The sequence below is a fragment of the Buchnera aphidicola (Therioaphis trifolii) genome (assembly GCF_005080705.1).
GTDB classification, from domain to species: Bacteria; Pseudomonadota; Gammaproteobacteria; order Enterobacterales; family Enterobacteriaceae; genus Buchnera_L; species Buchnera_L aphidicola_X.
Genome location: NZ_CP032996.1, coordinates 13,144 through 39,517, shown reverse-complemented (window position 1 = coordinate 39,517; position 26,374 = coordinate 13,144). Strand labels below are relative to the sequence as shown.

19 protein-coding genes, 5 tRNA genes and 1 pseudogene are annotated in these 26,374 nt (G+C 22.0%); 16 read left to right on the top strand and 9 right to left on the bottom strand.

What is annotated here, in order from left to right:
* Positions 1–71 precede the first annotated feature (71 nt).
* From D9V81_RS00195 to rpoC, 12 genes and pseudogenes are all read left to right on the top strand, one after another.
* Positions 72–144 (top strand) — tRNA-Thr (locus tag D9V81_RS00195).
* A gap of 15 nt (positions 145–159) precedes the next feature.
* Positions 160–242 (top strand) — tRNA-Tyr (locus D9V81_RS00190).
* A 16-nt stretch (positions 243–258) separates the two neighbouring features.
* Positions 259–330: transfer RNA gene (locus tag D9V81_RS00185), tRNA-Gly, on the top strand.
* Between the two features lie 5 nt (positions 331–335).
* Positions 336–410, top strand: a tRNA-Thr gene (locus D9V81_RS00180).
* A gap of 55 nt (positions 411–465) precedes the next feature.
* Positions 466–714, top strand: a complete 249-nt coding sequence (secE, locus tag D9V81_RS00175) for a preprotein translocase subunit SecE (protein WP_158349311.1) — start codon at positions 466–468, stop codon at positions 712–714.
* Between the two features lies 1 nt (position 715).
* On the top strand, positions 716–1,264 hold the full coding sequence (gene nusG / locus D9V81_RS00170) for a transcription termination/antitermination protein NusG (RefSeq protein WP_158349310.1): 549 nt from the start codon (positions 716–718) through the stop codon (positions 1,262–1,264).
* A gap of 52 nt (positions 1,265–1,316) precedes the next feature.
* Positions 1,317–1,745: a 50S ribosomal protein L11 gene (gene rplK, locus D9V81_RS00165; protein WP_158349309.1), complete on the top strand. Its 429-nt coding sequence runs from the start codon at positions 1,317–1,319 to the stop codon at positions 1,743–1,745.
* Positions 1,746–2,444, top strand: coding sequence for a 50S ribosomal protein L1 (gene rplA, locus D9V81_RS00160; RefSeq protein ID WP_158349308.1), 699 nt, complete (start codon positions 1,746–1,748; stop codon positions 2,442–2,444). It begins immediately after the preceding gene.
* Positions 2,445–2,515: 71 nt separating this feature from the next.
* Positions 2,516–3,031, top strand: a complete 516-nt coding sequence (gene rplJ / locus D9V81_RS00155) for a 50S ribosomal protein L10 (protein ID WP_158349307.1) — start codon at positions 2,516–2,518, stop codon at positions 3,029–3,031.
* Positions 3,032–3,077: 46 nt separating this feature from the next.
* Positions 3,078–3,446, top strand: a complete 369-nt coding sequence (gene rplL, locus D9V81_RS00150; RefSeq protein ID WP_158349306.1) for a 50S ribosomal protein L7/L12 — start codon at positions 3,078–3,080, stop codon at positions 3,444–3,446.
* Positions 3,447–3,629: 183 nt separating this feature from the next.
* On the top strand, positions 3,630–7,658 hold the full coding sequence (gene rpoB / locus D9V81_RS00145; RefSeq protein ID WP_158349305.1) for a DNA-directed RNA polymerase subunit beta: 4,029 nt from the start codon (positions 3,630–3,632) through the stop codon (positions 7,656–7,658).
* A gap of 36 nt (positions 7,659–7,694) precedes the next feature.
* Positions 7,695–11,813: pseudogene (gene rpoC / locus D9V81_RS00140) on the top strand (DNA-directed RNA polymerase subunit beta'); the annotation flags it as partial.
* A 127-nt stretch (positions 11,814–11,940) separates the two neighbouring features.
* Here rpoC and D9V81_RS00135 read toward each other — a convergent pair.
* Positions 11,941–12,453, bottom strand: coding sequence for a TIGR00645 family protein (locus D9V81_RS00135; RefSeq protein ID WP_158349304.1), 513 nt, complete (start codon positions 12,451–12,453; stop codon positions 11,941–11,943).
* Between the two features lie 157 nt (positions 12,454–12,610).
* Here D9V81_RS00135 and purH point away from each other — a divergent pair, with 157 nt between their 5' ends.
* Complete coding sequence (gene purH, locus D9V81_RS00130; RefSeq protein ID WP_158349303.1) at positions 12,611–14,194, top strand: bifunctional phosphoribosylaminoimidazolecarboxamide formyltransferase/IMP cyclohydrolase; 1,584 nt, start codon at positions 12,611–12,613, stop codon at positions 14,192–14,194.
* 86 nt (positions 14,195–14,280) lie between these two features.
* Here purH and metE read toward each other — a convergent pair whose 3' ends face one another.
* The 3 genes from metE to ftsY form a co-directional block, all read right to left on the bottom strand.
* On the bottom strand, positions 14,281–16,551 hold the full coding sequence (gene metE / locus D9V81_RS00125; RefSeq protein ID WP_158349302.1) for a 5-methyltetrahydropteroyltriglutamate--homocysteine S-methyltransferase: 2,271 nt from the start codon (positions 16,549–16,551) through the stop codon (positions 14,281–14,283).
* Between the two features lie 195 nt (positions 16,552–16,746).
* Entirely contained in the window at positions 16,747–17,598 is an 852-nt protein-coding gene (gene rpoH / locus D9V81_RS00120; RefSeq protein ID WP_158349301.1) for an RNA polymerase sigma factor RpoH, read from the bottom strand.
* A 156-nt stretch (positions 17,599–17,754) separates the two neighbouring features.
* A complete protein-coding gene (ftsY, locus tag D9V81_RS00115; RefSeq protein ID WP_158349300.1) occupies positions 17,755–18,795 on the bottom strand; it encodes a signal recognition particle-docking protein FtsY in 1,041 nt (346 codons plus the stop codon).
* Between the two features lie 95 nt (positions 18,796–18,890).
* On the opposite strand from ftsY, the gene rsmD reads away from it, so the two are divergent.
* Together rsmD and D9V81_RS00105 are read left to right on the top strand one after the other, a co-directional pair.
* Positions 18,891–19,457: a 16S rRNA (guanine(966)-N(2))-methyltransferase RsmD gene (gene rsmD, locus D9V81_RS00110; RefSeq protein WP_158349299.1), complete on the top strand. Its 567-nt coding sequence runs from the start codon at positions 18,891–18,893 to the stop codon at positions 19,455–19,457.
* A 56-nt stretch (positions 19,458–19,513) separates the two neighbouring features.
* Complete coding sequence (locus tag D9V81_RS00105) at positions 19,514–20,251, top strand: ATP-binding protein (RefSeq protein WP_158349298.1); 738 nt, start codon at positions 19,514–19,516, stop codon at positions 20,249–20,251.
* Here the strand turns inward: D9V81_RS00105 and D9V81_RS00100 are convergent.
* The 3 genes from D9V81_RS00100 to D9V81_RS00090 form a co-directional block, all read right to left on the bottom strand.
* Positions 20,246–20,824, bottom strand: coding sequence for an elongation factor P (locus D9V81_RS00100; RefSeq protein ID WP_158349297.1), 579 nt, complete (start codon positions 20,822–20,824; stop codon positions 20,246–20,248). The genes D9V81_RS00105 and D9V81_RS00100 overlap by 6 nt on opposite strands.
* A gap of 108 nt (positions 20,825–20,932) precedes the next feature.
* Positions 20,933–22,579, bottom strand: coding sequence for a chaperonin GroEL (groL, locus tag D9V81_RS00095; protein ID WP_158349296.1), 1,647 nt, complete (start codon positions 22,577–22,579; stop codon positions 20,933–20,935).
* Positions 22,580–22,629: 50 nt separating this feature from the next.
* Positions 22,630–22,923 carry a co-chaperone GroES gene (locus D9V81_RS00090; RefSeq protein ID WP_158349295.1) on the bottom strand — a complete coding sequence of 98 codons (294 nt, stop codon included), beginning with the start codon at positions 22,921–22,923 and terminating at the stop codon, positions 22,630–22,632.
* A gap of 277 nt (positions 22,924–23,200) precedes the next feature.
* Here D9V81_RS00090 and D9V81_RS00085 point away from each other — a divergent pair.
* A tRNA-Phe gene (locus tag D9V81_RS00085) sits at positions 23,201–23,273 on the top strand.
* Positions 23,274–23,300: 27 nt separating this feature from the next.
* On the opposite strand, the gene mnmE is transcribed toward D9V81_RS00085, so the two are convergent.
* Both mnmE and yidC read right to left on the bottom strand, forming a co-directional pair.
* The gene (gene mnmE, locus D9V81_RS00080) at positions 23,301–24,662 is read right to left on the bottom strand and encodes a tRNA uridine-5-carboxymethylaminomethyl(34) synthesis GTPase MnmE (RefSeq protein WP_158349294.1); all 1,362 of its coding nucleotides are present in this window, start codon (positions 24,660–24,662) and stop codon (positions 23,301–23,303) included.
* Positions 24,663–24,707: 45 nt separating this feature from the next.
* Complete coding sequence (gene yidC / locus D9V81_RS00075) at positions 24,708–26,294, bottom strand: membrane protein insertase YidC (RefSeq protein WP_158349293.1); 1,587 nt, start codon at positions 26,292–26,294, stop codon at positions 24,708–24,710.
* Positions 26,295–26,374 lie beyond the last annotated feature (80 nt).

The window sequence follows — 26,374 nt, the reverse complement described above, 5'->3', positions numbered from 1 at the left end:
ATGAAATTTAAACTTGCATAATTCGGCATCTAAAAGTAATATATATATATATATATATTAAAAATTAAAAAGCCGGCTTAGCTCAGCAGGTAGAGCAACTGACTTGTAATCAGTAGGTCACCAGTTCGATTCCGGTAGCCGGCATAATAAATAAAAATAGGTGGAGTTCCCGAGTGGTTAAAGGGAGCAGACTGTAAATCTGCCGTCTATCGACTTCGAAGGTTCGAATCCTTCCTCCACCAATATATTTTTTAATTAGCGGGTATAGTATAATGGTTATTACTTTAGCCTTCCAAGCTAATAATGCGGGTTCGATTCCCGCTACCCGCTTAAAAGCTGATATAGCTTAGTTTGGTTAGAGCACATCCTTGGTAAGGGTGAGACCCTCAGTTCGAATCTGGGTATCAGCAAACAATATAAAATTAAAATAACAATATTAAATTATATTATTATAATGCTGATAAAATGTATAAAAAAATAATACAAAAAATTAAAAATTATTTTTTAAAAATAATATATATAAAAATAAAAATAATAAATTTTATAAATATGATAAAATTAGAAATAAATAATATATATTGGCCATCATTTAATGAAACAATAAAAATTACATGTTCTATTTTTATTATTAGTATTTTACTATCTTTAATTTTATGGATTATAGATAAATTTTTATTTATAATTATAACATTTATTCTTAATTTAAGATTTTAAAATGTACAATTATCAAAAAAAAAATTGGTATATTTTACAAACCTTTTCAGGTTTTGAAAATAGAACAGTAAAAAAAATAAAAGAACAAATTGAATCTAGTCAAATAAAAAATTTATTTGGAAAAATTATGGTTCCAGGAGAAAAAATAGTAGAAATAAAAGCAGGAAAAAAAAAAAATAGTGAATTTAAATTTTTCCCTGGATATATTTTAATTAATATGCACATTAATGAAAAAAGTTGGACTTTAATTAAAAATATACCTAAAGTAATAGGATTTATAGGAGGTACTTCAGATTGTCCAATTCCTATTAATGATGATGAAATAAAAAAAATTAATTATCGATTATTACAATTAGGAGATACACCAAGACCAAAAATAATATTTATAAAAGGAGAAAAGGTACGAATAAAAAACGGACCATTTTCAGATTTTCAGGGTATTGTTGAAGAAATTGATTATGGAAAACATCGATTAAAAGTATCAGTATTAATATTTGGAAGATCAACACCTATAGAATTAAATTTTAATCAAGTCGAAAAAAATTCATAAAAATATATAATATTATATTCATAAAATTAAAAAATTATTATAATAAAAAATTATGGCAAAAAAAATTCAATCATACATTAAATTACAAGTATCTTCTGGTATGGCTAATCCTAGTCCTCCAATTGGACCAGCATTGGGTCAAAAAGGAATAAATATTATGGAGTTTTGTAAATCTTTTAATCAACAAACTTCAAATTTAGAAAAAGGAATTCCTATTCCAGTCATCATTACAGTATATACAGATAAATCATTTATATTTATTACAAAAACTCCACCAACATCTTATTTATTAAAAAAATATTCAAAAATTGAAAAAGGTTCAAATAAACCAAAATTAGAAAAAATAGGAACTATTAATCAAAAACAGATAGAAGAAATAGCAAAAATCAAATTACAAGATATGACAGGGTCAAATATTGAAAAAATTAAAAATTCAATTCAAGGAACTGCAAAATCTATGGGTTTAAAAATAGAGGATTAAATGATAAAAATTACAAAAAAAAAAAAAAATTTAAAAAACAACATTAACATTAATAAAGAGTATAATATTGACGAAGCAATTACAATATTAAAAAAATATCAAACAAAAAAATTTATTGAAAGTATAGATGTAGCTATCAATTTAGGTATTAATCCTAAAAAAACAGAACAAAATATAAGAGGTACAACTATTTTACCTCATGGTTTAGGAAAAAAAATTAAAATAGCTGTATTTACACAAGGTGAAAATATTAATATAGCAAAAAAATATGGAGCAGATATAGCAGGTGGATCAGAAATTATTCCAATTTTAAAAAATAAAAAACATAATTTTGATGTTATTATTGCTTCTCCTGATACTATGAATATAGTTAGTACATTAGGACCAATTTTAGGTCCAAGAGGACTTATGCCAAATTTAAAAACAGAAACTATTACAAATAATATTGAAGAAACAGTAAAAAATTTTAAAAAAGGAAAAATACAATATAAAAATGATAAAAATGGTATTATACATACTACAATTGGAAAAATTAATTTTTCTTCTAAACACATTAAAGAAAATTTTATTCAATTAATTTCTGAAATTAAAAAAAATAAACCAAAAAATTCAAAAGGAACTTTTATAAAAAAAGTAGTATTATCAACTACTATGGGTTGTGGAATAATTATTGAATCAAATAATATAAATATAAAATAAAAAAATAAAAATATATTTTATTATTAATATATAATAAAATATATAATTTTAATAATATTTTAGGAAAAAAAATGGCTTTAAAAATAAAAAAAAAAAAAGAAATAATTAATAAAATTAATAAAATTGCTAAAATAGCATTATCTGCAGTAATTGCAACATCTAAAAATATATCAGTAAATAAAATTACTGAATTAAGAAAAATAAGTCGTATAGAAAATGTATTTATATGTGTAATAAAAAATACATTATTAAAAATTTCTTTAAAAAAAACACATTTAGAATGTTTAAATAAAATAATTTCTGGACCAATAATAATTGGATTTTCATTAAAAAATCCAGAAAGTACAGCAAAAATATTTAAAAATTTTTCAAAAGAAAATAAAAAATTTAAAATTATTACTGCTGCATTAAATAAAAAATTACTTTCAAAAGACGAAATTGAAAAATTAGCAACTTTACCAAGCTTAAAAGAAGCTCTAACACATGTAATAATAACCATAAAAAATGCAACAATAGGAAAATTATTTTCTATTTTATTAGCAATAAAAGAAAATAATATTAAAATAAATACTAACGTAGTAAACTAAAACATTAAATAAAATTCATTTTTATTGTTGTTAGGAATATTTAATAATGGCTATTACAAAAGAACAAATTATAGAAGCAATATCAACAATGTCTGTTATGGAAATTGTTGATCTTGTTTCTAGTATGGAAAAAAAATTTGGAGTATCTTCTATTCCAAATATTTCACAAAATAATAATCAACAAACAGAAAAAAAAGAAGAAAAAACAGAATTTAATATATTATTAAAATCATTTGGAAAAAATAAAATAGCAGTAATTAAAGCTGTACGTAGTACAATGAGTTTAGGATTAAAAGAATCTAAAGATTTAGTAGAATCAGCACCAACAACATTAAAAGAAAAAATAAGTAAAAAAGACGCTGAATCGTTTAAAAATATTTTAGAAAAAGCTGGTGCAATTATTGAAATTAAATAATATAAAATTATATTTATAATTAAAATATAATATAATAGTTTGCTGGTGAATAATTATCACCAGCTTAAATGTATTATTAATATAATAGTATTATATTAAAATATTTATCATTCATGTTTATATATATTAAATATATATTTAATATATATAATTTTTCCATTAAGCTTAAAGATTAGGTATATAATAGTGTATTTTGAGACCGAAAAAAAACGAATTCGGAAAGATTTCGGGAAATACGAAACAGTATTAAACCTTCCTTATCTTCTTTCTGTTCAAATAGATTCTTATAATAAATTCATTCAAAAAGATAAAACAAAAAAAAGAGGATTAGAATCAGTTTTTCAATCTATTTTTCCTATTACCAGCTATAATAATAAAACAGAATTACAATACGTTGATTATAGAATTGGAAAACCTATTTTTGATTCTAGAGATTGTCAAATGAGAGGATCAACATATTCTGTATCAATACGTGCTACTTTAAGGTTAATAATATATGATTTAGAAGAAGAAAGTGAAAATATTAAAAATATTAAAGAACAAGAAGTATATATGGGTGAAGTTCCAATTATGACTAATAATGGAACATTTATTATTAATGGAACTGAAAGAGTAGTAGTATCTCAATTACATCGTAGTCCAGGAGTATTTTTTGATAGTGATAAAGGAAAAACACATTCTTCTGGAAAAATTTTATATAATGCAAGGATCATACCATATAGAGGTTCTTGGTTAGATTTTGAATTTGATCATAAAGATAATTTATTTGCAAGAATTGATCGAAAAAGAAAAATTCCAATTACTGTAATATTACGTGCTTTAGGTTATAATACAATAGATATTTTAAATCTTTTCTTTAAAAAAAATACTTATCGATTTATTAATAAAAAAATATATATGGAAATAATTCCAGAAGAATTAAAAAATGAAAAAATATCATTTAATATTATTTATAATGATATTATTTATGTAAAAAAAGGAGAAAAAATTAATCAAAAACATATTAAAAAATTAAAACAAGAAAATATTTTATTAACTGAAATTCCTATTGAACATTTAATTGGAAAAATTGTTTGTAAAGATTATTATAATAAAAATAATAAAAAAATTATTATTTTTGCAAATACAGAATTAAATTTAAAATATATAAAAAAAATACAAAAAGCTGATATTCATTCTATAGAAACTATTTTTACAAATAATTTTAATAGAGGTGCATATATTTCTCAAACATTAAAACTTGATACTACTTCTGATTCAACAAGTTCTATGATTGAAATATATCGTATTATGAGACCAGGAGAACCACCAACTAAAGAAGCAGCTGAATATTTTTTTTCAAATTTATTTTTTTCAGAAGATCGATATGATCTTTCTTCTATAGGAAGAATGAAATTTAATAATATTTTATCAATAAAAAATAATAAAAATGAAAATGTTTTAAGTAAAAAAGATATTATTGCAGTTATTAAAAGATTAATTGATATTAGAGATGGTCGGGGTACTATTGACGATATTGACCATTTAGGAAATAGAAGAATTAGATCTATTGGAGAAATGATAGAAAATCAATTTCGAATTGGATTAATTAGAGTAGAAAGAACTATAAAAGAAAGATTATCTTTAGGAGATTTAGAATCTTTAATGCCTCAAGATATAATAAATTCTAAACCTATTTCAGCAGTTGTAAAAGAATTTTTTACATCTAGTCAATTATCACAATTTATGGATCAAAATAATCCGTTATCTGAAATTACACACAAACGACGCATTTCAGCATTAGGATTAGGTGGTTTAACTCGTGAAAGAGCTGGATTTGAAGTAAGAGATGTACATCCTACACATTATGGACGAATTTGTCCAATAGAAACACCTGAAGGACCAAATATTGGATTAATTAATTCTTTAGCTATATATTCTAAAATTAACGAATATGGTTTTTTAGAAACTCCTTACAGAATAGTAAAAAATGGTATTTTAACTAAAGAAATACATTATTTATCAGCAATGGAAGAAAATAATTATATTATTGCACAGGCTAATATTAATATTGATGAAAATAATGAATTAATAGACAATTTAATTACTTGTCGATATCAAGGAGAAACAAATTTATTTCCAAAAAAACAAATTAGTTATATGGATATTTCTGCACAACAAATTGTATCTGTTGGAGCATCTTTAATTCCATTTTTAGAACATGATGACGCAAATCGAGCACTAATGGGTGCAAATATGCAAAGACAAGCTATTCCAATTATGAAGTCTGAAAAACCATTAGTTGGAACAGGAATGGAAAGAGCAGTAGCAGTAGATTCAGGTGTAACAGTTATTGCTAAAAGAGATGGAATTATACAATATATTGATTCTTCTAGAATTATTGTTAAAGTAAATAAAAATCAAATAACACCAGATGAAGCTGGAATTGATATATATAATTTAATTAAATATACTAGATCTAATCAAAATACTTGTATTAATCAAGTACCTTGTGTTTCAATAGGTGAAAAAATTAGTAAAGGAAATGTATTAGCAGATGGTCCAGCAACAGATTTAGGAGAATTAGCATTAGGACAAAATATGAGAGTAGCATTTATGTCTTGGAATGGATATAATTTTGAAGATTCTATATTAATATCAGAAAAAATTATACAAAAAGACAAATTTACTACAATTCATATTCAAGAATTATCATGTGTAGCTCGAGATACTAAATTAGGACCTGAAGAAATTAGTTCTGATATACCTAATATTAGTGAATCATCTTTATCAAAATTAGATGCTTCTGGAATTGTATATGTAGGAGCAGAAATAACAGAAGGAGATATTTTAGTAGGAAAAGTAACACCTAAAAATGAAAGTCAATTAACTCCAGAAGAAAAATTATTACGTGCTATTTTTGGGGAAAAAGCATCTGATGTTAAAGATTCATCTTTAAGAGTACCAAGTGGAATATCAGGAACAGTAATAGATGTTCAAATTTTTACAAGAAATGGAGTTGAAAAAGATAAAAGAACTTTAGAAATTGAAAATATGCAAATTAAAAATATTAAAAAAGAATTAACTAAAGAATTTAAAATATTTAAATATTATTTATTACAACGAATTAAAAATATTTTACTAAAATCAGGAATATCAGAAAATTATTTAAAAAAAATAGATCAAAAAAAATGGTATAAAATTGATATAAAAAATAAAAAAATATCAAATCAATTAAATAATATTTTTCAACAATATAAAAAAATTAAAAAAGAATTTGAACAAAAAATAGATTTTAAAAAAAAGAAAATTATACAAGGCAATGATTTAGCTCCAGGAATATTAAAAACAATTAAAGTATATTTAGCAGTTAAACGACAAATACAAACTGGAGATAAAATTGCAGGAAGACATGGAAATAAAGGAGTTATTTCTAAAATAAATCCCGTTGAAGATATGCCATATGATAAATATGGGGTACCTATTGATATAGTATTAAATCCTTTAGGTGTACCATCACGTATGAATATTGGACAAATTTTAGAAACACATTTAGGTATGGCAGCAAAAGGAATAGGTAATCAAATTAATTATTTATTAAAACAACAAAAATCAATTACACATATTCGTAATTTTATACAAAAAACATTCAATATTGGTTATAAAATAAGACAAAAAATTAATTTTGATAATTTTTCTGATGATGAAATATTAACTTTAGCTAAAAATTATAAAAATGGTTTACCAATTGCAACACCAGTATTTGATGGAGCTAATGAAAAAGAAATTAAAGAATTATTACAATTAGGAGGAATACCGAAATCTGGTCAAATTACTTTATTCGATGGACAAACAGGAAATAAATTTGAAAGACCAGTTACAGTAGGATATATGTATATGTTAAAATTAAATCATTTAGTTGATGATAAAATGCATGCTAGATCTACTGGTTCATATAGCTTAATTACTCAACAACCATTAGGTGGAAAAGCTCAATTTGGAGGACAAAGATTTGGAGAAATGGAAGTATGGGCTTTAGAAGCTTATGGAGCAGCATATACATTACAAGAAATGTTAACTGTAAAATCTGATGATGTTAATGGAAGAACCAAAATATATAAAAATATAGTAAAAAATAATTATCATATGAATCCTGGTATGCCAGAATCATTTAATGTATTATTAAGAGAAATTCGTTCTTTAGGAATTAATATTAAACTTGATAATAAATAAAAAATAAAATTAATACTTAATATAATGGAGTTTTTTGTGAAAGAAGTAATAAAATTTTTAAAAAATAGCAATAATATTAAAGATTTTAATTCTATTAAAATTCAACTTGCTTCTCCAGAAACTATTCGTTCTTGGTCATTTGGAGAAATTAAAAAACCAGAAACTATTAATTATCGAACATTTAAACCAGAAAGAGATGGATTATTTTGCGCTAAAATATTTGGACCAATTAAAGATTATGAATGTTTATGTGGAAAATATAAACGATTAAAACATCGAGGTATAATGTGTGAAAAATGTGGTGTTGAAGTTACTCAAACTCGAGTACGTAGAGAACGAATGGGACACGTTGAATTAGCTGCACCAACAGCACATATTTGGTTTTTAAAATCATTACCATCAAAAATGAGTTTATTATTAGATATACCATTACGTGATATAGAAAAAGTATTATATTTTGAATCTTATATTATATTAGAATCTGGAATGACTGATTTTGAAAAAAAACAAATTTTAACAGAAGAACAATATATAAATGCTTTAGAAGAATTTGGAGATGAATTTGATGCAAAAATGGGAGCAGAGGCAATTCAAATATTATTAAAAGATATTGATTTATCTGAAGAACATGAAAAATTACATCATGAATTACAAGAAGTACAATCAGAAATCAAAAAAAAAAAATTAACTAAACGCATTAAAATAATAGAATCATTTATTCTTTCTGATAATAAACCAGAATGGATGATTTTAAATGTACTACCAATTTTACCACCTGATTTACGACCATTAGTACCATTAGATGGAGGAAGATTTGCAACTTCAGATTTAAATGATTTATATCGTAGAGTAATTAATCGAAATAATAGATTAAAAAGATTATTAGAATTATTTGCTCCAGAAATTATTATTAGAAATGAAAAAAGAATGTTACAAGAAGCAGTTGATGCATTATTAGATAATGGACGTAGAGGAAAAGCAATCTTAGGTTCAAATAAAAGACCATTAAAATCATTAGCAGATATGATTAAAGGTAAACAAGGAAGATTTCGACAAAATTTATTAGGTAAAAGAGTAGATTACTCTGGACGTTCTGTAATAACTGTAGGACCATATTTAAAATTAAATCAATGTGGATTACCAAAAAAAATGGCATTAGAATTATTTAAACCATTTATTTTAGGAAAATTAGAAAATAAAGGACTTGCAACAACTATAAAAACTGCTAAAAGAATGGTAGAATCAGGAGAACCAATAATATGGGATATTTTAGATGAAATTATACATAATCATCCTATTTTATTAAATCGTGCACCTACATTACATAGATTAGGAATACAAGCATTTAATCCTATATTAGTAGAAGGAAAATCTATACAATTACATCCATTAGTATGTGCTGCTTATAATGCAGATTTTGATGGTGATCAAATGGCTGTTCATATACCATTAACTCGAGAATCGCAATTAGAATCACAATCTTTAATGATGTCAACAAAAAATATTCTTTCACCAGCTAATGGTGAACCTATTATTATTCCATCACAGGATGTAATATTAGGATTATATTATATGACTAGAAAAAAAAATAATGCAAAAGGCGAAGGATCATTATTTAAAAATGTAAATGAAGTAGAAAAAATATATCAGATGGGACTAATAGATTTACATGCACTAATATATGTAAAAATTATAGAATATACTCAAAATAATACTAATACATTCACAAAAGTATCAAAAATAGTTCATACAAGTGTTGGAAGAGCGATATTATGGAAGATTTTTCCAAAAGGTTTATCATTTAATTTATTAAATAAAACTCTTAATAAAAAATCAATTTCTAATTTATTAATTTTATGTTCAAAAACTTTAGGATTAGAAACAACAGTATTATTTGCTGATCAAATTATGTATACTGGATTTACATATTCTACATTATCAGGTGTTTCAGTAGGAATTGATGATATGATAATACCTAAACAAAAAGATGATATTATTAATAAAGCAAAAAAAGAAGTACAAGAAATACAAGAACAATTTCAATTAGGATTAGTTACATTAGGAGAAAAATATAATAAAATTATTGATATATGGTCTAATTCAAATGAAGAAGTATCAAAAGCTATGATAAACAATTTATCTATTGAACATTGTTTAATTAACAATAAACGAATAAAAAAACAAAAATCTTTTAATAATATTTTCATGATGGCTGATTCAGGAGCAAGAGGTTCTGAAGCACAGATAAGACAATTAGCAGGGATGAGAGGTTTAATGGCTAAACCAGATGGATCTATTATTGAAACACCAATTACAGCAAACTTTAGAGAAGGGTTAAATGTATTACAATATTTTATTTCAACTCATGGAGCCAGAAAGGGATTAGCAGATACTGCTTTAAAAACAGCAAATTCAGGATATCTAACACGTAGATTAGTTGATGTTGCACAAGATTTAGTAATAACAGAATATGATTGTGGAACTAAAAATGGTATTATATTAAGTCCTGTAATTAGTGGAAGTGATATAAAAGAGCCATTACGAGATAGAGTTGTAGGTCGTGTAATAGTTAAAAATATTTTATATCCTAATTCAAAAAAAATATTAATTCCAAAAAATACATTATTAGATGAACAAAAATGTGATTTATTAGAAAAATATTCTATTGATGAAATAGAAGTACGATCAGTAGTTAATTGTGAAACAAATTTTGGAGTATGTGCTTGTTGTTATGGATATGATTTAGCAAGAAGAGAATTAGTAAAAACAGGAGAAGCAATTGGTGTAATAGCAGCTCAATCAATTGGAGAACCTGGTACACAATTAACTATGAGAACATTTCATATTGGAGGAGCAGCATCTAGATCAGTATCAGAATCATATATAGAAGTAAAAAATAAAGGAATTATTCATTTAAATAATCCAAAAACAATAATTAATTCTTATGGAAAAAATATTATTATTGATAAAAAAGTAGAATTAAACATTTTAAATAAATCTAAAAAAATAAAAGAAAGATATAAAATACCATATGGTGCTATTTTAGAAAAAAAAAATGGAGAAAAAGTAAATATTGGTGAAATTTTAGCAACTTGGGATCCTCATAATACACCAATTATTACAGAAGTAAAAGGATATGTAAAATTTTTAGATATGATTGAAGGAAAAAGTATTGTTAAACAACATGATGAATTAACTGGTTTATCTTCAATAGTAATACTAGATACTCCAGAACGAACAGGTTCAGGTAAAGAATTAAGACCAACTATAAAAATTGTAAAAAAAAATGGAAATGATATTTTTATACCAGGAACAGATATTCCTGCACAATATTTTTTACCTGGGAAAACAATTATTCAAATTAGTAATAATACTAAAGTTTACAGAGGAGATATTATTGCGCGAATCCCTCAAGAAACAGGAGGAACAAAAGATATTACAGGAGGTTTACCAAGAGTAGCAGATTTATTTGAAGCAAGGTATGGAAAAGAATTAGCAATTCTTGCAGAAATAGATGGAATTATTTCTTTTGGAAAAGAAACAAAAGGTAAAATAAGATTAACAATTACATCTAATAAAGATAATAAAAAAATATATGAAATTATGATTCCTAAATGGAGACAATTAAATGTTTTTGAAGGAGAGGTTGTAAAAAAAGGAGATATAATTTCTGATGGACTAGAATCTCCTCATGATATCTTACGTTTAAAAGGTGTACAAGATTTAACAAAATATATAGTAAATGAAGTACAAGAAGTATATCGATTACAAGGTGTAAAAATTAATGATAAACATATTGAAGTAATTATCAAACAAATGTTAAGAAAAGTAACAGTTATTAAACCAGGAAATTCTAATTTTTTAAATGGAGAACAAGTAGAATATTCAAGAATTAAAATTCAAAATGAAAGATTAAAAAAAATGAAACAAAATAAAATTACTTTTTCAAGAGATTTATTAGGAATAACTAAGGCATCATTAGCAACAGAATCTTTTATATCTGCAGCATCTTTTCAAGAAACTACTCGTGTATTAACTGAAGCAGCAGTATCAGGAAAAAAAGATAATTTAAGAGGATTAAAAGAAAATGTTATTGTTGGTAGATTAATTCCAGCAGGGACTGGGTATATTTATCATATTAATCGTATTAAAAAATATAAAAAAAATAAATAACATCAAAAATAATTATAAATATTTATAATATTTTTAAATTTTTATTATAAAATATTTATATAAATATAAAAATTATAAAAATATTTTTATATTTATATAAAAATATAAATTAATGATATTTTCCAAAGTTATTTTTTTTCTTAGTCATTTTATCAATATATGACATTCCAAAAGCTGATAAAACAAATGTTAAATGAATAATTACACACCACATAATTTTATCATCTAATACTTTTTCTGCTTCCATAAATAATCGTAATAAATGCACAGAAGAAATAGCAACAATTGAAGAAGCTACTTTATTTTTAATAGAATTTACATCCATAGTACCCATCCAACTTAATCGTTTTGTACTATCATGAATATCCATTTTAGAAATAAAATTCTCATATCCTGAAAACATTACCATAACTAATAATCCACCTACTAAAGAAATATCAATTAATGATAATACAATTAAAACTAAGCCTGATTCTGACATAATTAAAACTTCAGGTATAATAGAAATTACTTGTTGAAAAAACTTTAATGTTAACAATATAAAACCAAAAGATAAACCAATATATACAGGAAACATTAACCAACGAGATGCATATATAATTTGTTCAATCATTTCTTCCATTATTTATTTACCTGCTTTATAAAGTATTATTATATTAAAAAGTATTCTCACTTATAATAAAAAAATATATATAATATAATTAAATATTATTTAAAATATTTTAAATTAAATATTTAAAATTTTTTAATATATTTAATATATATATTTTGGAATAACAATGGAATTAAAAAAACAAATTATTAAAAATGCGTTAATTAGTGTATCTAATAAAAAAAATATAATTACATTCACTAAACAATTATTAAAAAAAAAAATTAAAATATTTACAACAAAAAATACTAAAAATTTTTTAAAAAATAATAATATTATAACAAATAATATATCAAAAATAACTGAATATCCAGAAATTTTAAATGGAAAAATTAAAACATTACATCCAAAAATATTTGGAGGTATTTTAGGAAATAGAGGTAATGATGATTTAAAATATATTAAAAAATATAATATTACTATTATCGATTTAGTAGTAGTTAATTTTTATCCATTTAATACTTCTGAAAAAAATATAAATATTAAAAAAAATATTGATATTGGAGGTCCTGCATTAGTTAGAGCAGCTGCTAAAAATTATAAAAATACAATTATATTAGTTGATGTATTAGATTATGATAAAATTTTACTTGAAATAAATAATACTAAAGGAGTTAGTATTGAAACACGATTAAAATTAGCAAAAAAAGCTTTTGAATATACCTCTAATTATGATTATTTAATTTTTAAATATTTTAATAAAAAAATTTATAATAAAAAAAATATAAATTCTAAATTACCAAATAAAATTTATATCAAATATTATAAAAAACAAAATTTAAAATATGGAGAAAATCCAAATCAAAAAGCAGCATTATATGTTAAAGAAAATAAAAATGATAAATTTATTAATTCTTTTGAACAACTTAATGGTAAAAAATTATCGTATAATAACTTTTATGATTCTCATATAGCTTATGAATGTGTAAATCAATTTTCTAATCCATCATGTGTTATTATAAAACATGGTAATCCATGTGGTGCGTCTAGTTCCAATGATTTAGTATCTGCGTATTTAAATGCATATAATAGTGATTCTATTTCAGCATTTGGAGGAATTATTGGATTTAATAAAATTATTACTGAAAAATTAATAATAAAAATTATAAAAAAACAATTTGTAGAATTAATTATTGGACCTAAAATTACAAAAGAAGCATTAAATTATATAAAAACAAATAATAAAATTAAATTAATAATTTGTAAAAATTATAATAATAATTATTCTAAAATAGAATTTAAAAATGTTAACCATTATTTATTAGTACAAGAAAAAAATTTACAAAATGATCAATTTAAAAATTGGGAAGTAGTTACTAAAAAAAAACCTACAGAATTAGAAATTCAATATTCGTTATTTTGCTGGAAAATTGCAAAATTTGTTAAATCAAATGCTATTGTATACAGTAATAAATTTAATATTATTAGTATTGGATCAGGACAAACAAATCGAGTAGAATCAGTAAAAATAGCTAATTTAAAATATAAAAATAATAAAAAGAAATTAAAATTAAAAAATCAAGATATAATTATGGCTTCTGATGCATTTTTTCCATTTAGAGATAGTATTGATGAATGTATAAAAAACAATCATAATATATCTTGTATTATTCAACCAGGTGGATCAATTAGAGATAAAGAAGTTATAAAAGCAGCAGATGAATATAATATTTGTATGATATTTACAAAAAATCGCATTTTTAAACATTAAACTTTTTATTTATTATACTTATATACTATAAAAAAGGGTAAAATAATTGCCCTTTTTTATAAAAAACTAATAAATTTAATTACATGTTATAATATTTTATTACGAATATTTTTTGTTGCAAGAATCATATTTTTTAAAGCTAAATTTGTTTCTTTCCAATTTCTTGTTTTTAAACCACAATCTGGATTTACCCATAAACGTTCAATTGGGATATATTTCATTGCTTCATTTAATAATTTTTCAATATCTAAAATACTTGGAATATTTGGTGAATGAATATCATATACTCCAGGACCAATTTCATTAGGATATTTAAATTCTTTAAAAAATTGTAATAATTCCATATCAGAACGAGCAGTTTCAATTGTTATTACATCAGCATCTAATTCTACAATAGCATTCATAATATCCTGAAATTCACAATAACACATATGTGTATGAATTTGTGTAGTATCTTTTACTTTTGAAGATGATAATTTAAATGATTTAGTTGCCCAAGATAAATATTGATTCCAATGTAATTTTCGTAATGGTAATCCTTCTCTTAATGCAGGTTCATCAATTTGAATAATATTTATACCTTCACGTTCTAAATCAGAAACTTCATCACGTAATGCTAATGCAATTTGATTTGAAATAATTTGCTTTGGTAAATCTTCTCTTAAAAATGACCACAATAAAATCGTTACAGGACCTGTTAACATAGCTTTAACTGGTCTATAAGTTAAAGATTGTGCATATTTTAACCAATCAACTGTAATCGGTTTAGATCGATAAACATCACCAATAATAATTGGAGGTTTTACGCATCTTGAACCATAACTTTGTACCCATCCAAAATCTGTAAATACAAACCCATTTAAATGTTCACCAAAATATTCAACCATATCATTTCTTTCAAATTCACCATGAACTAAAACATCAATATCTAATAATTCTTGTTGTAAAATAGCATTTTTAATATGTTTTTTTATTTCTAGATTATAATTTTTAAAATTAATTCTTTTATTCTTATAATCTAAACGTAATTTTCTTATATCTTTTGTTTGAGGAAATGATCCAATAGTTGTAGTTGGTAATATTGGTAAATTAAATTGTAATTTTTGTTTTTTTGAACGAATATTATACGAAGTATTTCGATTAATATCAGATTCATTAATTTTATTAATTTTTTTTCGTACTGATATGTTATTAATTTTATTTGAATAAGAATGTGTATATAATAAATTACTCCATTCTTCTAAAATTTTTGAATCATTTAATTTTAAAGATTTAGTTAATAAATTTATTTCATAACATTTTTGTAATGCAAATGAAAACCAATTTTTAACCTCTATAGGTATATTTTTTTCATAATTTAAATCTACAGGACAATGTAATAAAGAACAAGATGAACTAATCCAAATATTTTTTCGATAATTTAAAATAGGTTGAATAATATTAAACCAATATTTTAAATCTGATTTCCAAATATTACGACCATTAATTACTCCTAATGATAATAACCAATCATTTGGTATTTTATTATTAAATTCAATTAAATTATATTTTCCATCAATTAAATCAATATGCAAGCCATTAATAGACAATTTAATTATTGTATTTAAATTATGTTCTATATTTTCAAAATATGTAGTTAATAATAATTTACAATATCCTGATAAAAATGAATAAGTTGATTGAAATTCTTTTAACCATTCCTTAGGTAAATCTAATGCTAAAATTGGTTCATCAATTTGTACCCATGTAATACCTTTGTCTTTCATTTTTAATAAGATTTCTTGATAAACTGGTAATAAATTTTTTAATAAATTTAATCGATTAAATTTTATTCCTTTAACTTTACCTAACCATAAATATGTCATTGGACCTAAAAGTATTGGTTTTACTTTATATCCATGATGTAATGCTTCATCTATTTCATCAAATATTTGACACCATGTTAAACTAAATGTTTGATCTTTAATAAATTCAGGAACAATATAATGATAATTAGTATTAAACCATTTAGTCATTTCAGATGCTAAAACAGGTTTTTTATTTACAGCAGTACCTCTGGCAATATAAAATAATGTATCTAAATCAACAATATCATCTTTATTTTTATGTCGAGTTGGAATATTACCTAATAACATACTTGTTGTTAAAACATGATCATACCAAGAAAAATCACCTACAGGAAGAATATTTAATCCTAATTTTTTTTGTTGTTTCCAATGTTTTAAACGTAAATATGAACCTACATCTAAAAGTTGTTCTCTTGAAATTTTACCAGACCAATAATTTTCTTGAGCTGTTTTTAATTCTCGATTAGATCCTATTCTAGGAAATCCTAAAATATGATTCATCATAGCCATAAAATAATATCCTATGAATTTAATAAATATTATTAAAATTTCCTTAATAATTTATTATATCATATTAATATTAATTATACTACAATCAATTTTTATTATATAATATATATAAAAATACTTTTTATTTAAAAATTATTTATATATACATTATTAAATAAAAATTTTATAATAAATATTATATAAAATAATATTTTATTATTTTATTTTTATTTGTATTTTTTGTATTGCATTTTGTTCTAATTGACGAACCCTTTCTGCTGAAATATCATAATTATTTGATATTTCATAAAGAGTTTTTCTATTTTTTTTTCTTAACCAACGAGAATATATAATATAACGACTACGTTCATTTAATTTTAATAATGCATCATGAAACTTACCTTCTTTACATCTTCCCCAATTAAATATTTCTAATTGAAATGAAAAATCTGATTTCAAATCTTTTAAATATGGTATAAAAATTTTTTTTTTATTAATTTGTTTATTTTCTAAACTTGGACATAAATCAAGATCTTGTGTTAACATTCTTGATTCCATATCTTGAATATCTTGATATTTTACACCTAATGTTTTTGAAATAAATTTTATTTCATTGTCAGTAAACCAACCTAATTTTTTTTTTTTTCTTCTTAAATTAAAAAATAATTTTCTTTGTACTTTTGTTGTTGCAACTTTAACAATTCTCCAATTTTTTAATATATATTCATGCATCTCTGATTTAATCCAATGTACAGCAAACGATATTATACGTACATTAATATTAGGATTAAATCTACGAACTGCTTTCATAAGCCCAATATTTCCTTCTTGAATTAAATCAGACTGTGCTAAACCATAACCTAAATAATTACGAGAAATATGAACAACAAACCTTAAATTCGATAAAATAATATTTCTAATAGCTAATAAATCTGAATTATAATATATTAATTCTGTTAAAAATCGTTCTTCTTGAAAAGAAAGTATTTTCCATGAATTAACAGTATAAATATAAGAACGTAAATTATTTAAAGACAACATATTTAAACATTTTATTTCATACATTATTCAAGTTCCCATTTGAATAAATATTTTTTTTAATATAAAATAAAATAAAAAAATTAATACAACGCGATAAAAAATTTAAAATATTTTATATCAATATTATTAATTTAATTTATCAAATATTTAATAGTATGGTTAAAAAATTTAATATATATAATTTTAAGAAAACATATTTTTAATAAAACTTTTTGCATTAAATTCATAAAAATCTTGTATCTTTTCACCATTTCCTATATATTGAATAGGAATAGAAAAATTTCTAACTATTGAAAAAATTATTCCACCTTTAGCTGTACCATCTAATTTTGTTAAAACAATACCTGTTATTTTATTAATTTTTTCAGAAAATAATTTAGTTTGTATGATAGAATTTTGACCATTACAGGCATCTAAAACTAATAAAATTTCATTTGGATTTGAACAAACTTTTTTATTTATTACTTGAATATTTTTTTGTAATTCTTTTATTAAATTTATTTTATTATGTAATCTACCAGCAGTATCAATAATTAAAACATCAGAATTATTTAATATTGAAAATTCTATTGAATCAAAAATTACAGAAGAAGGATCGGTACCATATTTTTTAGTAAATACTGGAATAGAAATTTTATTACCCCATAATTTTATTTGCTCAATAGCTGCAAATCTAAAAGTATCACTTGCAGATAATACTACTGATTTACCTAATTTTTTATAAAAATTTGCTAATTTTGCTGCTATTGTAGTTTTTCCAACACCATTTACTCCAATTAATAATATAATATAAGGTTTTTTATAAATATTTTTTAAAAATTGCTTTTGATTTATATTATCAAAGTTAATAATTGAAAAAAGATAATTTTTTAATTCATAATATACATCTTTTTCATCTTTAAATTGATTATTTTTATATTTTTTAAATAAATAATTAACTATTTCTTTTGAAGTATGTACTCCAAAATCAAATATTAATAATTTTTCTTCTAATTTTTTAAAAAAATTATCATCAATTTTATTTTTAAAAAAAAATTGATGAATCTTAAAAGAAAAATGATTTTTTGTATTTTCAATTTTTTGTTTAATTTTAGAAAAAAATGAATTATTTTTTATATTATTTTCATTATTATATAATTGAGTATTTTCTTTTAATTGCTTTTTACTACTATTTTTTTTTTTAAAAATATTAAACCAAGAAAATAAACTATTATTTTTTTTCATAAATCATAATACCATTAATAAAATATAATAACATAAATTTAATTAAATATATAATATATAATAATTAAAAAAATATTCATAAAAATTTTTTTACAATGAACATAAATATTAAAAATATTCGAATTATTTCAGGAATATTAAAAGGACAAATTATAAAAACTATTAAAAATAATAATTTAAAACCTACTACAAATAGAATTAAAGAAACATTATTTAATTGGTTAACATATAAAATTAAACATGCAGAATGCTTAGACTGTTTTTCCGGAAGTGGAGCATTAAGTATTGAATCTATATCTCGATATGCAAAAAATGTTACTGCATTAGAAAAAAATAAAAAAATAATATATAATTTAAAAAAAAATATTTTAAGATTAAAAATTAAAAATATTAATGTTATTAATACAAATACATTATTTTGGTTAAAAAAAACATCTTATAAATATGATATTATTTTTTTAGATCCACCTTATGATGGTAATATTCTTCAAAAAACAATTAACTTAATTAAAAATTATAATTTAATTAAAAATGAAGGATATATATATATAGAAACAAAACGTAATAAAAAAATTCAATATCCAAAACAATGGATATTATATAAAAAAAAAAAAACACATAATATTAATTATAGATTATATATTTTTAAAAAATCATATTAAATAATAATAATTTATTTTTATATTAATAAATTATAAAATATAGGTTAAAAAATTCAATGAATAATAAAAAATTTTTAAAAAAATTAAAAAATATTATTCCTATTCATATTATACCAAAATTTCAATATGAAACAGATTTATTAAAATGGAACAAAAAACAAGAAAAAATTTTTTCTAAAAAAATTATTCAAAAAAATAAAAATATAAAAATCAAAAAAAATTTTAAAAAATCAGGAATTAAAAAATTATATATAAATTGTTCATTCAAAAATTATCATATTGAACATGATGGACATAAAAAAGTATTATCTTTAACTAAAGATTATGCAAAAAATTTTAATAATCACATTTCAAATTTTATTTTTTTAGGTCGACCAGGAACTGGAAAAAATCATTTAGCTACAGCTATTGGAAATTATCTTATATCAAAAGGAAAAAAAGTTTTTATTACTACAATTTCAAATTTAATGTTAAAAATTAAATCTACATTTAATAATCAAGATAAAAAAAATACTGAAGAAAAATTTATAAATTATTTAAGTAAAATAGATTTATTAATTTTTGATGAAATAGGAATACAAACACAATCAAAATATGAAAAAATTATTATTAATCAAATTATAGATCGAAGATATTCTTCTAAAAAATCAACTGGAATGTTATCTAATTTAAACTTTTATGAAATAAAAACAATATTAGGGGAAAGAATAATTGATCGAATGAAATTTGGAAATAGTTTATGTTTAAATTTTAATTGGAATAGTTATAGAAATAAAAATCAAATAAAATTATAATTTATTTACTCTAGAATGATATTCTTCAGTTCGAGTATCAATTTTAACAATATCACCTACTTGAATAAATAAAGGCAAGGGCATTACTAAACCAGTATGTAATTTATATAATTTTAATTTAGTATTACTCATTGTAGAATTTAAACTTTTACCTGAAAGATCAGAAACAACTTTTAAATTTACAAAATTATTCATTTCTATTGATATAGGATTATTATTCCAAAAAGTAATTAAATAATCATTTTGTTCTAATAACCATTTATATTTATTTTGAATAATATTTTTATTTAAAGATAATTGTTCAAAATTTTGACGATGCATAAAATACCAATTATTATCATTATAATATATATACATATATTTAATATCATAAACATCAGCTCGTAATAAACCATCAGTAGAACGAAAAGTTTTTTCTATTAATTGATTAGTTAATAATTTTCTTAACTTTACTCTCGAAAATGCTTGTCCTTTACCAGGTTTAACAAAATCAACATTTTCAATAGAACATGGTTGATTTTCAAATAATACTTTTAAACCTATTTTAAAATTATTACTAGTATATAAAATCATATAATATATAATATTAAAAAAAAAAAATATAAAATTATAATAATTACCCCTAAACAAAAATTTTATTTAGGGTAATTATTAATATATTTTTAAAAAATATAAAAAAAATTACATCATTCCACCCATTCCACCACCCATTCCTCCTGGAGCAGGAGCACTAATATCGGATTTTTCTTCTTTTGGTAAATCAGTAACCATACATTCTGTTGTAATCATTAAACCAGCAACAGAAGCAGCATATTGTAAAGCAGAACGAGTTACTTTAGTTGGATCTAATATTCCAAAATTAATCATATCTCCATATTGATCAGTAGCTGCATTATAACCATAATTACCTTTACCATCTTTAACATTATTAGTTACTACAGATGGTTCTTCACCTGAATTAGAAACTATTTGACGTAAAGGTGCTTCCATAGCACGCAATGCCACTCGAATACCTACATTTTGATCTTCATTTTGACCAGATAAACTTGAAATTCGACCAGCTACTCTTACTAATGCTACACCACCTCCAGCAACAACACCTTCTTCTACTGCAGCACGAGTTGCATGTAATGCATCTTCAACACGAGCTTTTTTCTCTTTCATTTCTACTTCTGTAGCTGCACCTACTTTTAATACTGCAACTCCACCAGATAATTTTGCTAATCTTTCATTTAATTTTTCTTTATCATATTCTGAAGTAGATTCTTGTATTTGTTGTCTAATCTGATTAGTTCTATTTTGAATTGCATTTTTATTACCAGAACCACCAATAATTGTTGTTGTATCTTTAGTAATAACTACTCTTTTTGCTTGACCTAAATCATCTAAAGTAGATTTTTCTAATTCCATAGCTAATTCTTCAGAAATTACTGTTCCTGAAGTTAAAATAGCAATATCTTGTAACATTGCTTTTCTTCGATCGCCAAAACCTGGTGCTTTTACAGCTGCTATTTTTACAATTCCTCTCATAGAATTAACAACTAGAGTAGCTAAAGCTTCTCCTTCTAAATCTTCAGAAATAATTAATAATGGTTTACTGGATTTTGCAACAGATTCTAATAAAGGTAATAATTCACGAATATTAGAAATTTTTTTATCTGCCATAAGAATATATGGATTATCTAATTCTACTATTCCAGTTTCAGGTTTATTAATAAAATAAGGTGATAAATAACCTCGATCAAATTGCATACCTTTTACAACTTCTAATTCATCCTGTAATCCAGTTCCTTCTTCAACAGTAATTACACCATCATTTCCAACTTTTTCCATAGCTTCAGAAATTAATTTTCCAACAGTTTCATCTGCATTGGCTGATATTGTACCAACTTGTGTAATAGCTTTAGAATCAGAACATGGAACAGACATATTTTTCAATTCTTCTACTGCATTAATAACAGCTTTATCAATACCACGTTTTAAATCCATAGGATTCATTCCTGCAGCAACTGCTTTTAATCCTTCATTAACTATCGCTTGAGCTAATAAAGTTGCAGTAGTAGTACCATCTCCAGCAGCATCATTCGCTTTTGATGCTACTTCTTTTACCATTTGTGCACCCATATTCTCAAATTTATCTTCTAATTCAATTTCTCGAGCAACTGATACACCATCTTTAGTAATACTAGGTGCTCCAAAAGATTTATCTAAAATAACATTTCTTCCTTTAGGACCTAAAGTTACTTTAACTGCATCAGCTAAAACATTAACTCCACGTAACATTTTTACTCTAGCTTCATTTCCAAATTTTACATCTTTCGCTGTCATGTGCATATTCCTTAAAATATAAATATTTTAATTAATTTATAAAGAATATATTACTCTTCAACAATTGCTAAAATATCACTTTCTGTTAAAATTAATACTTCTTCATTATCTATTTTTTCTGTTTTTGCACCATATCCTTCATTAAAAATAACAGTATCACCTAATTTAACATCTAATGGTTTTATATTTCCATTTTCTAAAACACGACCATTACCTACTGCTATTACTGTACCTCTAGTTGATTTTCCAGCTGCAGCACCAGTTAAAACAATTCCTCCTGCTGATTTTAACTCTACTTCTTTTTTTTTAATAATGACTCGGTCATGCAATGGACGAATTTTCATTTAATTATACTCCTTAAATTCGTTTTTTTAATAGCGACCTAAAAAATTATTTTCTTTAAATAATTAATATATTTTTATAAATATAATTACTTTTAATAACATATTTAATTATATGGATACATATGAAAATTTTCAAGGGTAAATATATTATAATATATATATAAAAATATAATATTTATTATAAATAAATTATTTTTTAATAATATACATTATAAAAAAATAATAAAAACTATTGACATAAACTATAATTTTATGTTTTAATAAATATGCTATATTTGCCCGGATAGCTCAGTTGGTAGAGCAGGGGACTGAAAATCCCCGTGTCGGTGGTTCAATTCCGCCTTCGGGCAAATTAAAAATACAATATTAAAATAATTTTATTTTCCAATACAAAAATTTTTAAATATAGAATTTAAAATATCATTCGAAGTAACTGAACCAGTAATTTCATTTAACATATTTTGTATAATTTTTAAATCTTCAGCTAATAATTCTATATTTTTTAAAATAAAACAATTTATTTTAGCATATTTTATTTGTTTTTTAATTAATCTTAAAATATTTAAATGTCTACGTCTCACTAAAAAAATTGTTTCTATACTATCATGATTAGATTGAAAAATTAATTTTTTTAAATATTTTTTTAAAAGTTTGAAACCATATTTTTTTTTTGCAGAAATTATAATATATGTATGATTATTATAATATTTTTTAATTTGGGGAGTTCTATTAGAAAGATCACATTTATTAATTATAAATGTTACTTTATCTTTATGAGTTATTTTTTTTAAAAATTTAACAATTATTTTTTTTTTTTTAAATAAAGAAAATGTATCATCAAGAACAAAAAAAATATGATCTGATATTTTTATTTGTTCCCAAGATTTATTAATTCCAATTTTTTCTATAATATTATTTGTTAATCTAAATCCTGCAGTATCTGTAATTTGTATTGTTATTCCTTTTATATTAATAAATTCATTTAAAACATCTCGTGTTGTACCAGATATATTTGTAACTATTGCAGAATCATTTAAAGATAATAAATTAAATATACTTGATTTTCCAACATTAGTTGGTCCAACTATAACAAATTTAAATCTTTCACGAAATGTATGATTTGATTTTGCAATAATATTAATTTTTTTTATATCATTAAAAATATATTCTATTTTTTTTTTTATTTTATAAAAATTTATATTATAATCTTCATCTGGAAAATTTAATATTGTTTCAATTAACATTCTTACATTAATAATATTATTAATTAAATTATTAATTTTTTTTGAAAATACACCTTGTAAAGATTTTAAAGAAGATTTTATACTAAATTCAGAATTTGCATTAATTAATTTAATAATAGATTCAGCTTGTATTAAATCTAATTTACCATTTAAAAAAGCTCTCTCCGAAAATTCTCCTGGACGCGCAATACGAATATTTCCAAAAGATAAAATAGATTTTATTAATAAATCTAAGATTACTGGATTACCATGTCCATGTAATTCTAATACATCTTCTCCTGTAAAGGAATTTGGTTTAGGGAACCATATTGCAAGACCTTGATCAATAACATCGCCAATAGAGTCTAAAAAAGACGAATAATACGCATATCTTGGAGAAGGTAATGTTCCTAAAACTTTATTAGCAATATATTGTACTTTACTTCCAGATATCCTTAAAATACCTACTCCAGATCTTCCATAAGGAGTAGATTGTGCTATTATAGTATCAGTCATATTTTTATTTTTTTTTTTTAATATTATATAAATATAATTTATAATTTATTTTTTAAAATTATTTTTTAAATTATAATTAATAATTATTTGTTGTAATATAGTTACTAAATTACTAAATGTATAATATAATACTAAACCAGATGGAAACCATAAAAAACAAACAATAAATAACATAGGTATAAAATTAATTATTTTTTCTTTAAGTGAAAGAGGAAAATTATTTGCAGGAGATGTTTTTTGCATAAAAAAAACTGTTATACCCATTAAAATAGGTAAAACATAAAATGGATCTTGAGCTGATAAATCATTAATCCAAAATATAAAAGGAGAATGCCTTAGTTCTATTGAATTAATTAAAACATAATATAATGCAAAAAAAATAGGCATTTGTAAAATAACAGAAATTAAACCATTAAATGGATTAAGATTATGTTTTTTATATAATTGTACTATTTTTTCATTTAATTTTTTATTATTATTTTTAAATTGATCTTTAATTTTATTAATTTCTGGTTGTAATATTTTCATTTTAATAGTAGAAATATACTGTGATTTAATTAAAGGATAGGTCATCATACGAATAATGCATGTAATTATAATAATTGCACAACCCCAATTATTAAAAAAATAATATAATAAATTTAAAAAATGAAATAATGGTTTTGAAATAAACCAAAACCACCCATAATCTATAATTTCATCAAAATATGGAGCAAAAGATGACATTTTATTTTGAATTTTTGGACCAAACCAAAATGCAATTCTTTTAATTTTTTTTGTTTCAGGAAAAACAAAAAAATTTGATGATTTATATCCTAAAATTATATTTTGATTATTTTGAGTAAGATAAATAGTATTATTATCTGATGCATCTAAAATCCAGGCAATAGAAAAATATTTTTTAAAAAAAGAAATCCACCCTTTTTTTGATATAATATGTAATTTTTTATTTATACATTCATGAAAAAAAAATTTTTTATATTTTTGATTATCTTGAGAATATGCAATATTATCAAATTGATTATTTTTAACATTTAAATTATTAGAATTATTATTTAAATAATTTTGTTGTAATTCTCCAAATATATGATATGATAATGTATTTAAATTATGATTATATATTTTATATTCAATTTCAATATCATAACATCCTTTTTTAAATATAAATGTTTTAATAAAATATATTCCATTTTGGATTTTTGATTTTATTGAAACAAATAATATTTTTTGTCCATTTAATAATGAAAAATATGAACGATTTGAATTATATATTATTTTTTTTTTATAATTAATATTATATTTATTTGTTTCAATAATACCACTATCAATTTGTTTTAAATTATGCATAGAATTTAATAATTTTAATTTTTTAAAATCTTGTAATTTATCTTGATAATTTAACAATTTTCCTTGATATATAAATCCACCATTTAAATTAATTTTTAAATCTATAACATCAGTTTTTACATGAATATTATTTATTTTATTAACATGTAATTTATTATATGTAGTATCATAATAAATTTTTGTTTTTAAAACATTTGTTTTACATAATTTAAAAATTAAAAATTTCCAAATAAAAAATGAAAATAATAATAAAATAAAAATAAAAACAAAACGCTGTAAACGCATTTTAAATATTCTCTTATATTATAAAATGATATATATATAATTTATTATGTATAAAAAATTTTTTAAAATTATTATATTAA

Bases quoted from the DNA above. Each gene is read 5' to 3' on its own strand.
- secE (WP_158349311.1), top strand. From the start codon at position 466: ATGTATAAAAAAATAATACAAAAAATTAAAAATTATTTTTTAAAAATA.
- nusG (WP_158349310.1), top strand. From the start codon at position 716: ATGTACAATTATCAAAAAAAAAATTGGTATATTTTACAAACCTTTTCA.
- rplK (WP_158349309.1), top strand. From the start codon at position 1,317: ATGGCAAAAAAAATTCAATCATACATTAAATTACAAGTATCTTCTGGT.
- rplA (WP_158349308.1), top strand. From the start codon at position 1,746: ATGATAAAAATTACAAAAAAAAAAAAAAATTTAAAAAACAACATTAAC.
- rplJ (WP_158349307.1), top strand. From the start codon at position 2,516: ATGGCTTTAAAAATAAAAAAAAAAAAAGAAATAATTAATAAAATTAAT.
- rplL (WP_158349306.1), top strand. From the start codon at position 3,078: ATGGCTATTACAAAAGAACAAATTATAGAAGCAATATCAACAATGTCT.
- D9V81_RS00135 (WP_158349304.1), bottom strand. From the start codon at position 12,453: ATGGAAGAAATGATTGAACAAATTATATATGCATCTCGTTGGTTAATG.
- purH (WP_158349303.1), top strand. From the start codon at position 12,611: ATGGAATTAAAAAAACAAATTATTAAAAATGCGTTAATTAGTGTATCT.
- metE (WP_158349302.1), bottom strand. From the start codon at position 16,551: ATGGCTATGATGAATCATATTTTAGGATTTCCTAGAATAGGATCTAAT.
- ftsY (WP_158349300.1), bottom strand. From the start codon at position 18,795: ATGAAAAAAAATAATAGTTTATTTTCTTGGTTTAATATTTTTAAAAAA.
- rsmD (WP_158349299.1), top strand. From the start codon at position 18,891: ATGAACATAAATATTAAAAATATTCGAATTATTTCAGGAATATTAAAA.
- D9V81_RS00105 (WP_158349298.1), top strand. From the start codon at position 19,514: ATGAATAATAAAAAATTTTTAAAAAAATTAAAAAATATTATTCCTATT.
- D9V81_RS00100 (WP_158349297.1), bottom strand. From the start codon at position 20,824: ATGATTTTATATACTAGTAATAATTTTAAAATAGGTTTAAAAGTATTA.
- groL (WP_158349296.1), bottom strand. From the start codon at position 22,579: ATGACAGCGAAAGATGTAAAATTTGGAAATGAAGCTAGAGTAAAAATG.
- D9V81_RS00090 (WP_158349295.1), bottom strand. From the start codon at position 22,923: ATGAAAATTCGTCCATTGCATGACCGAGTCATTATTAAAAAAAAAGAA.
- mnmE (WP_158349294.1), bottom strand. From the start codon at position 24,662: ATGACTGATACTATAATAGCACAATCTACTCCTTATGGAAGATCTGGA.
- yidC (WP_158349293.1), bottom strand. From the start codon at position 26,294: ATGCGTTTACAGCGTTTTGTTTTTATTTTTATTTTATTATTATTTTCA.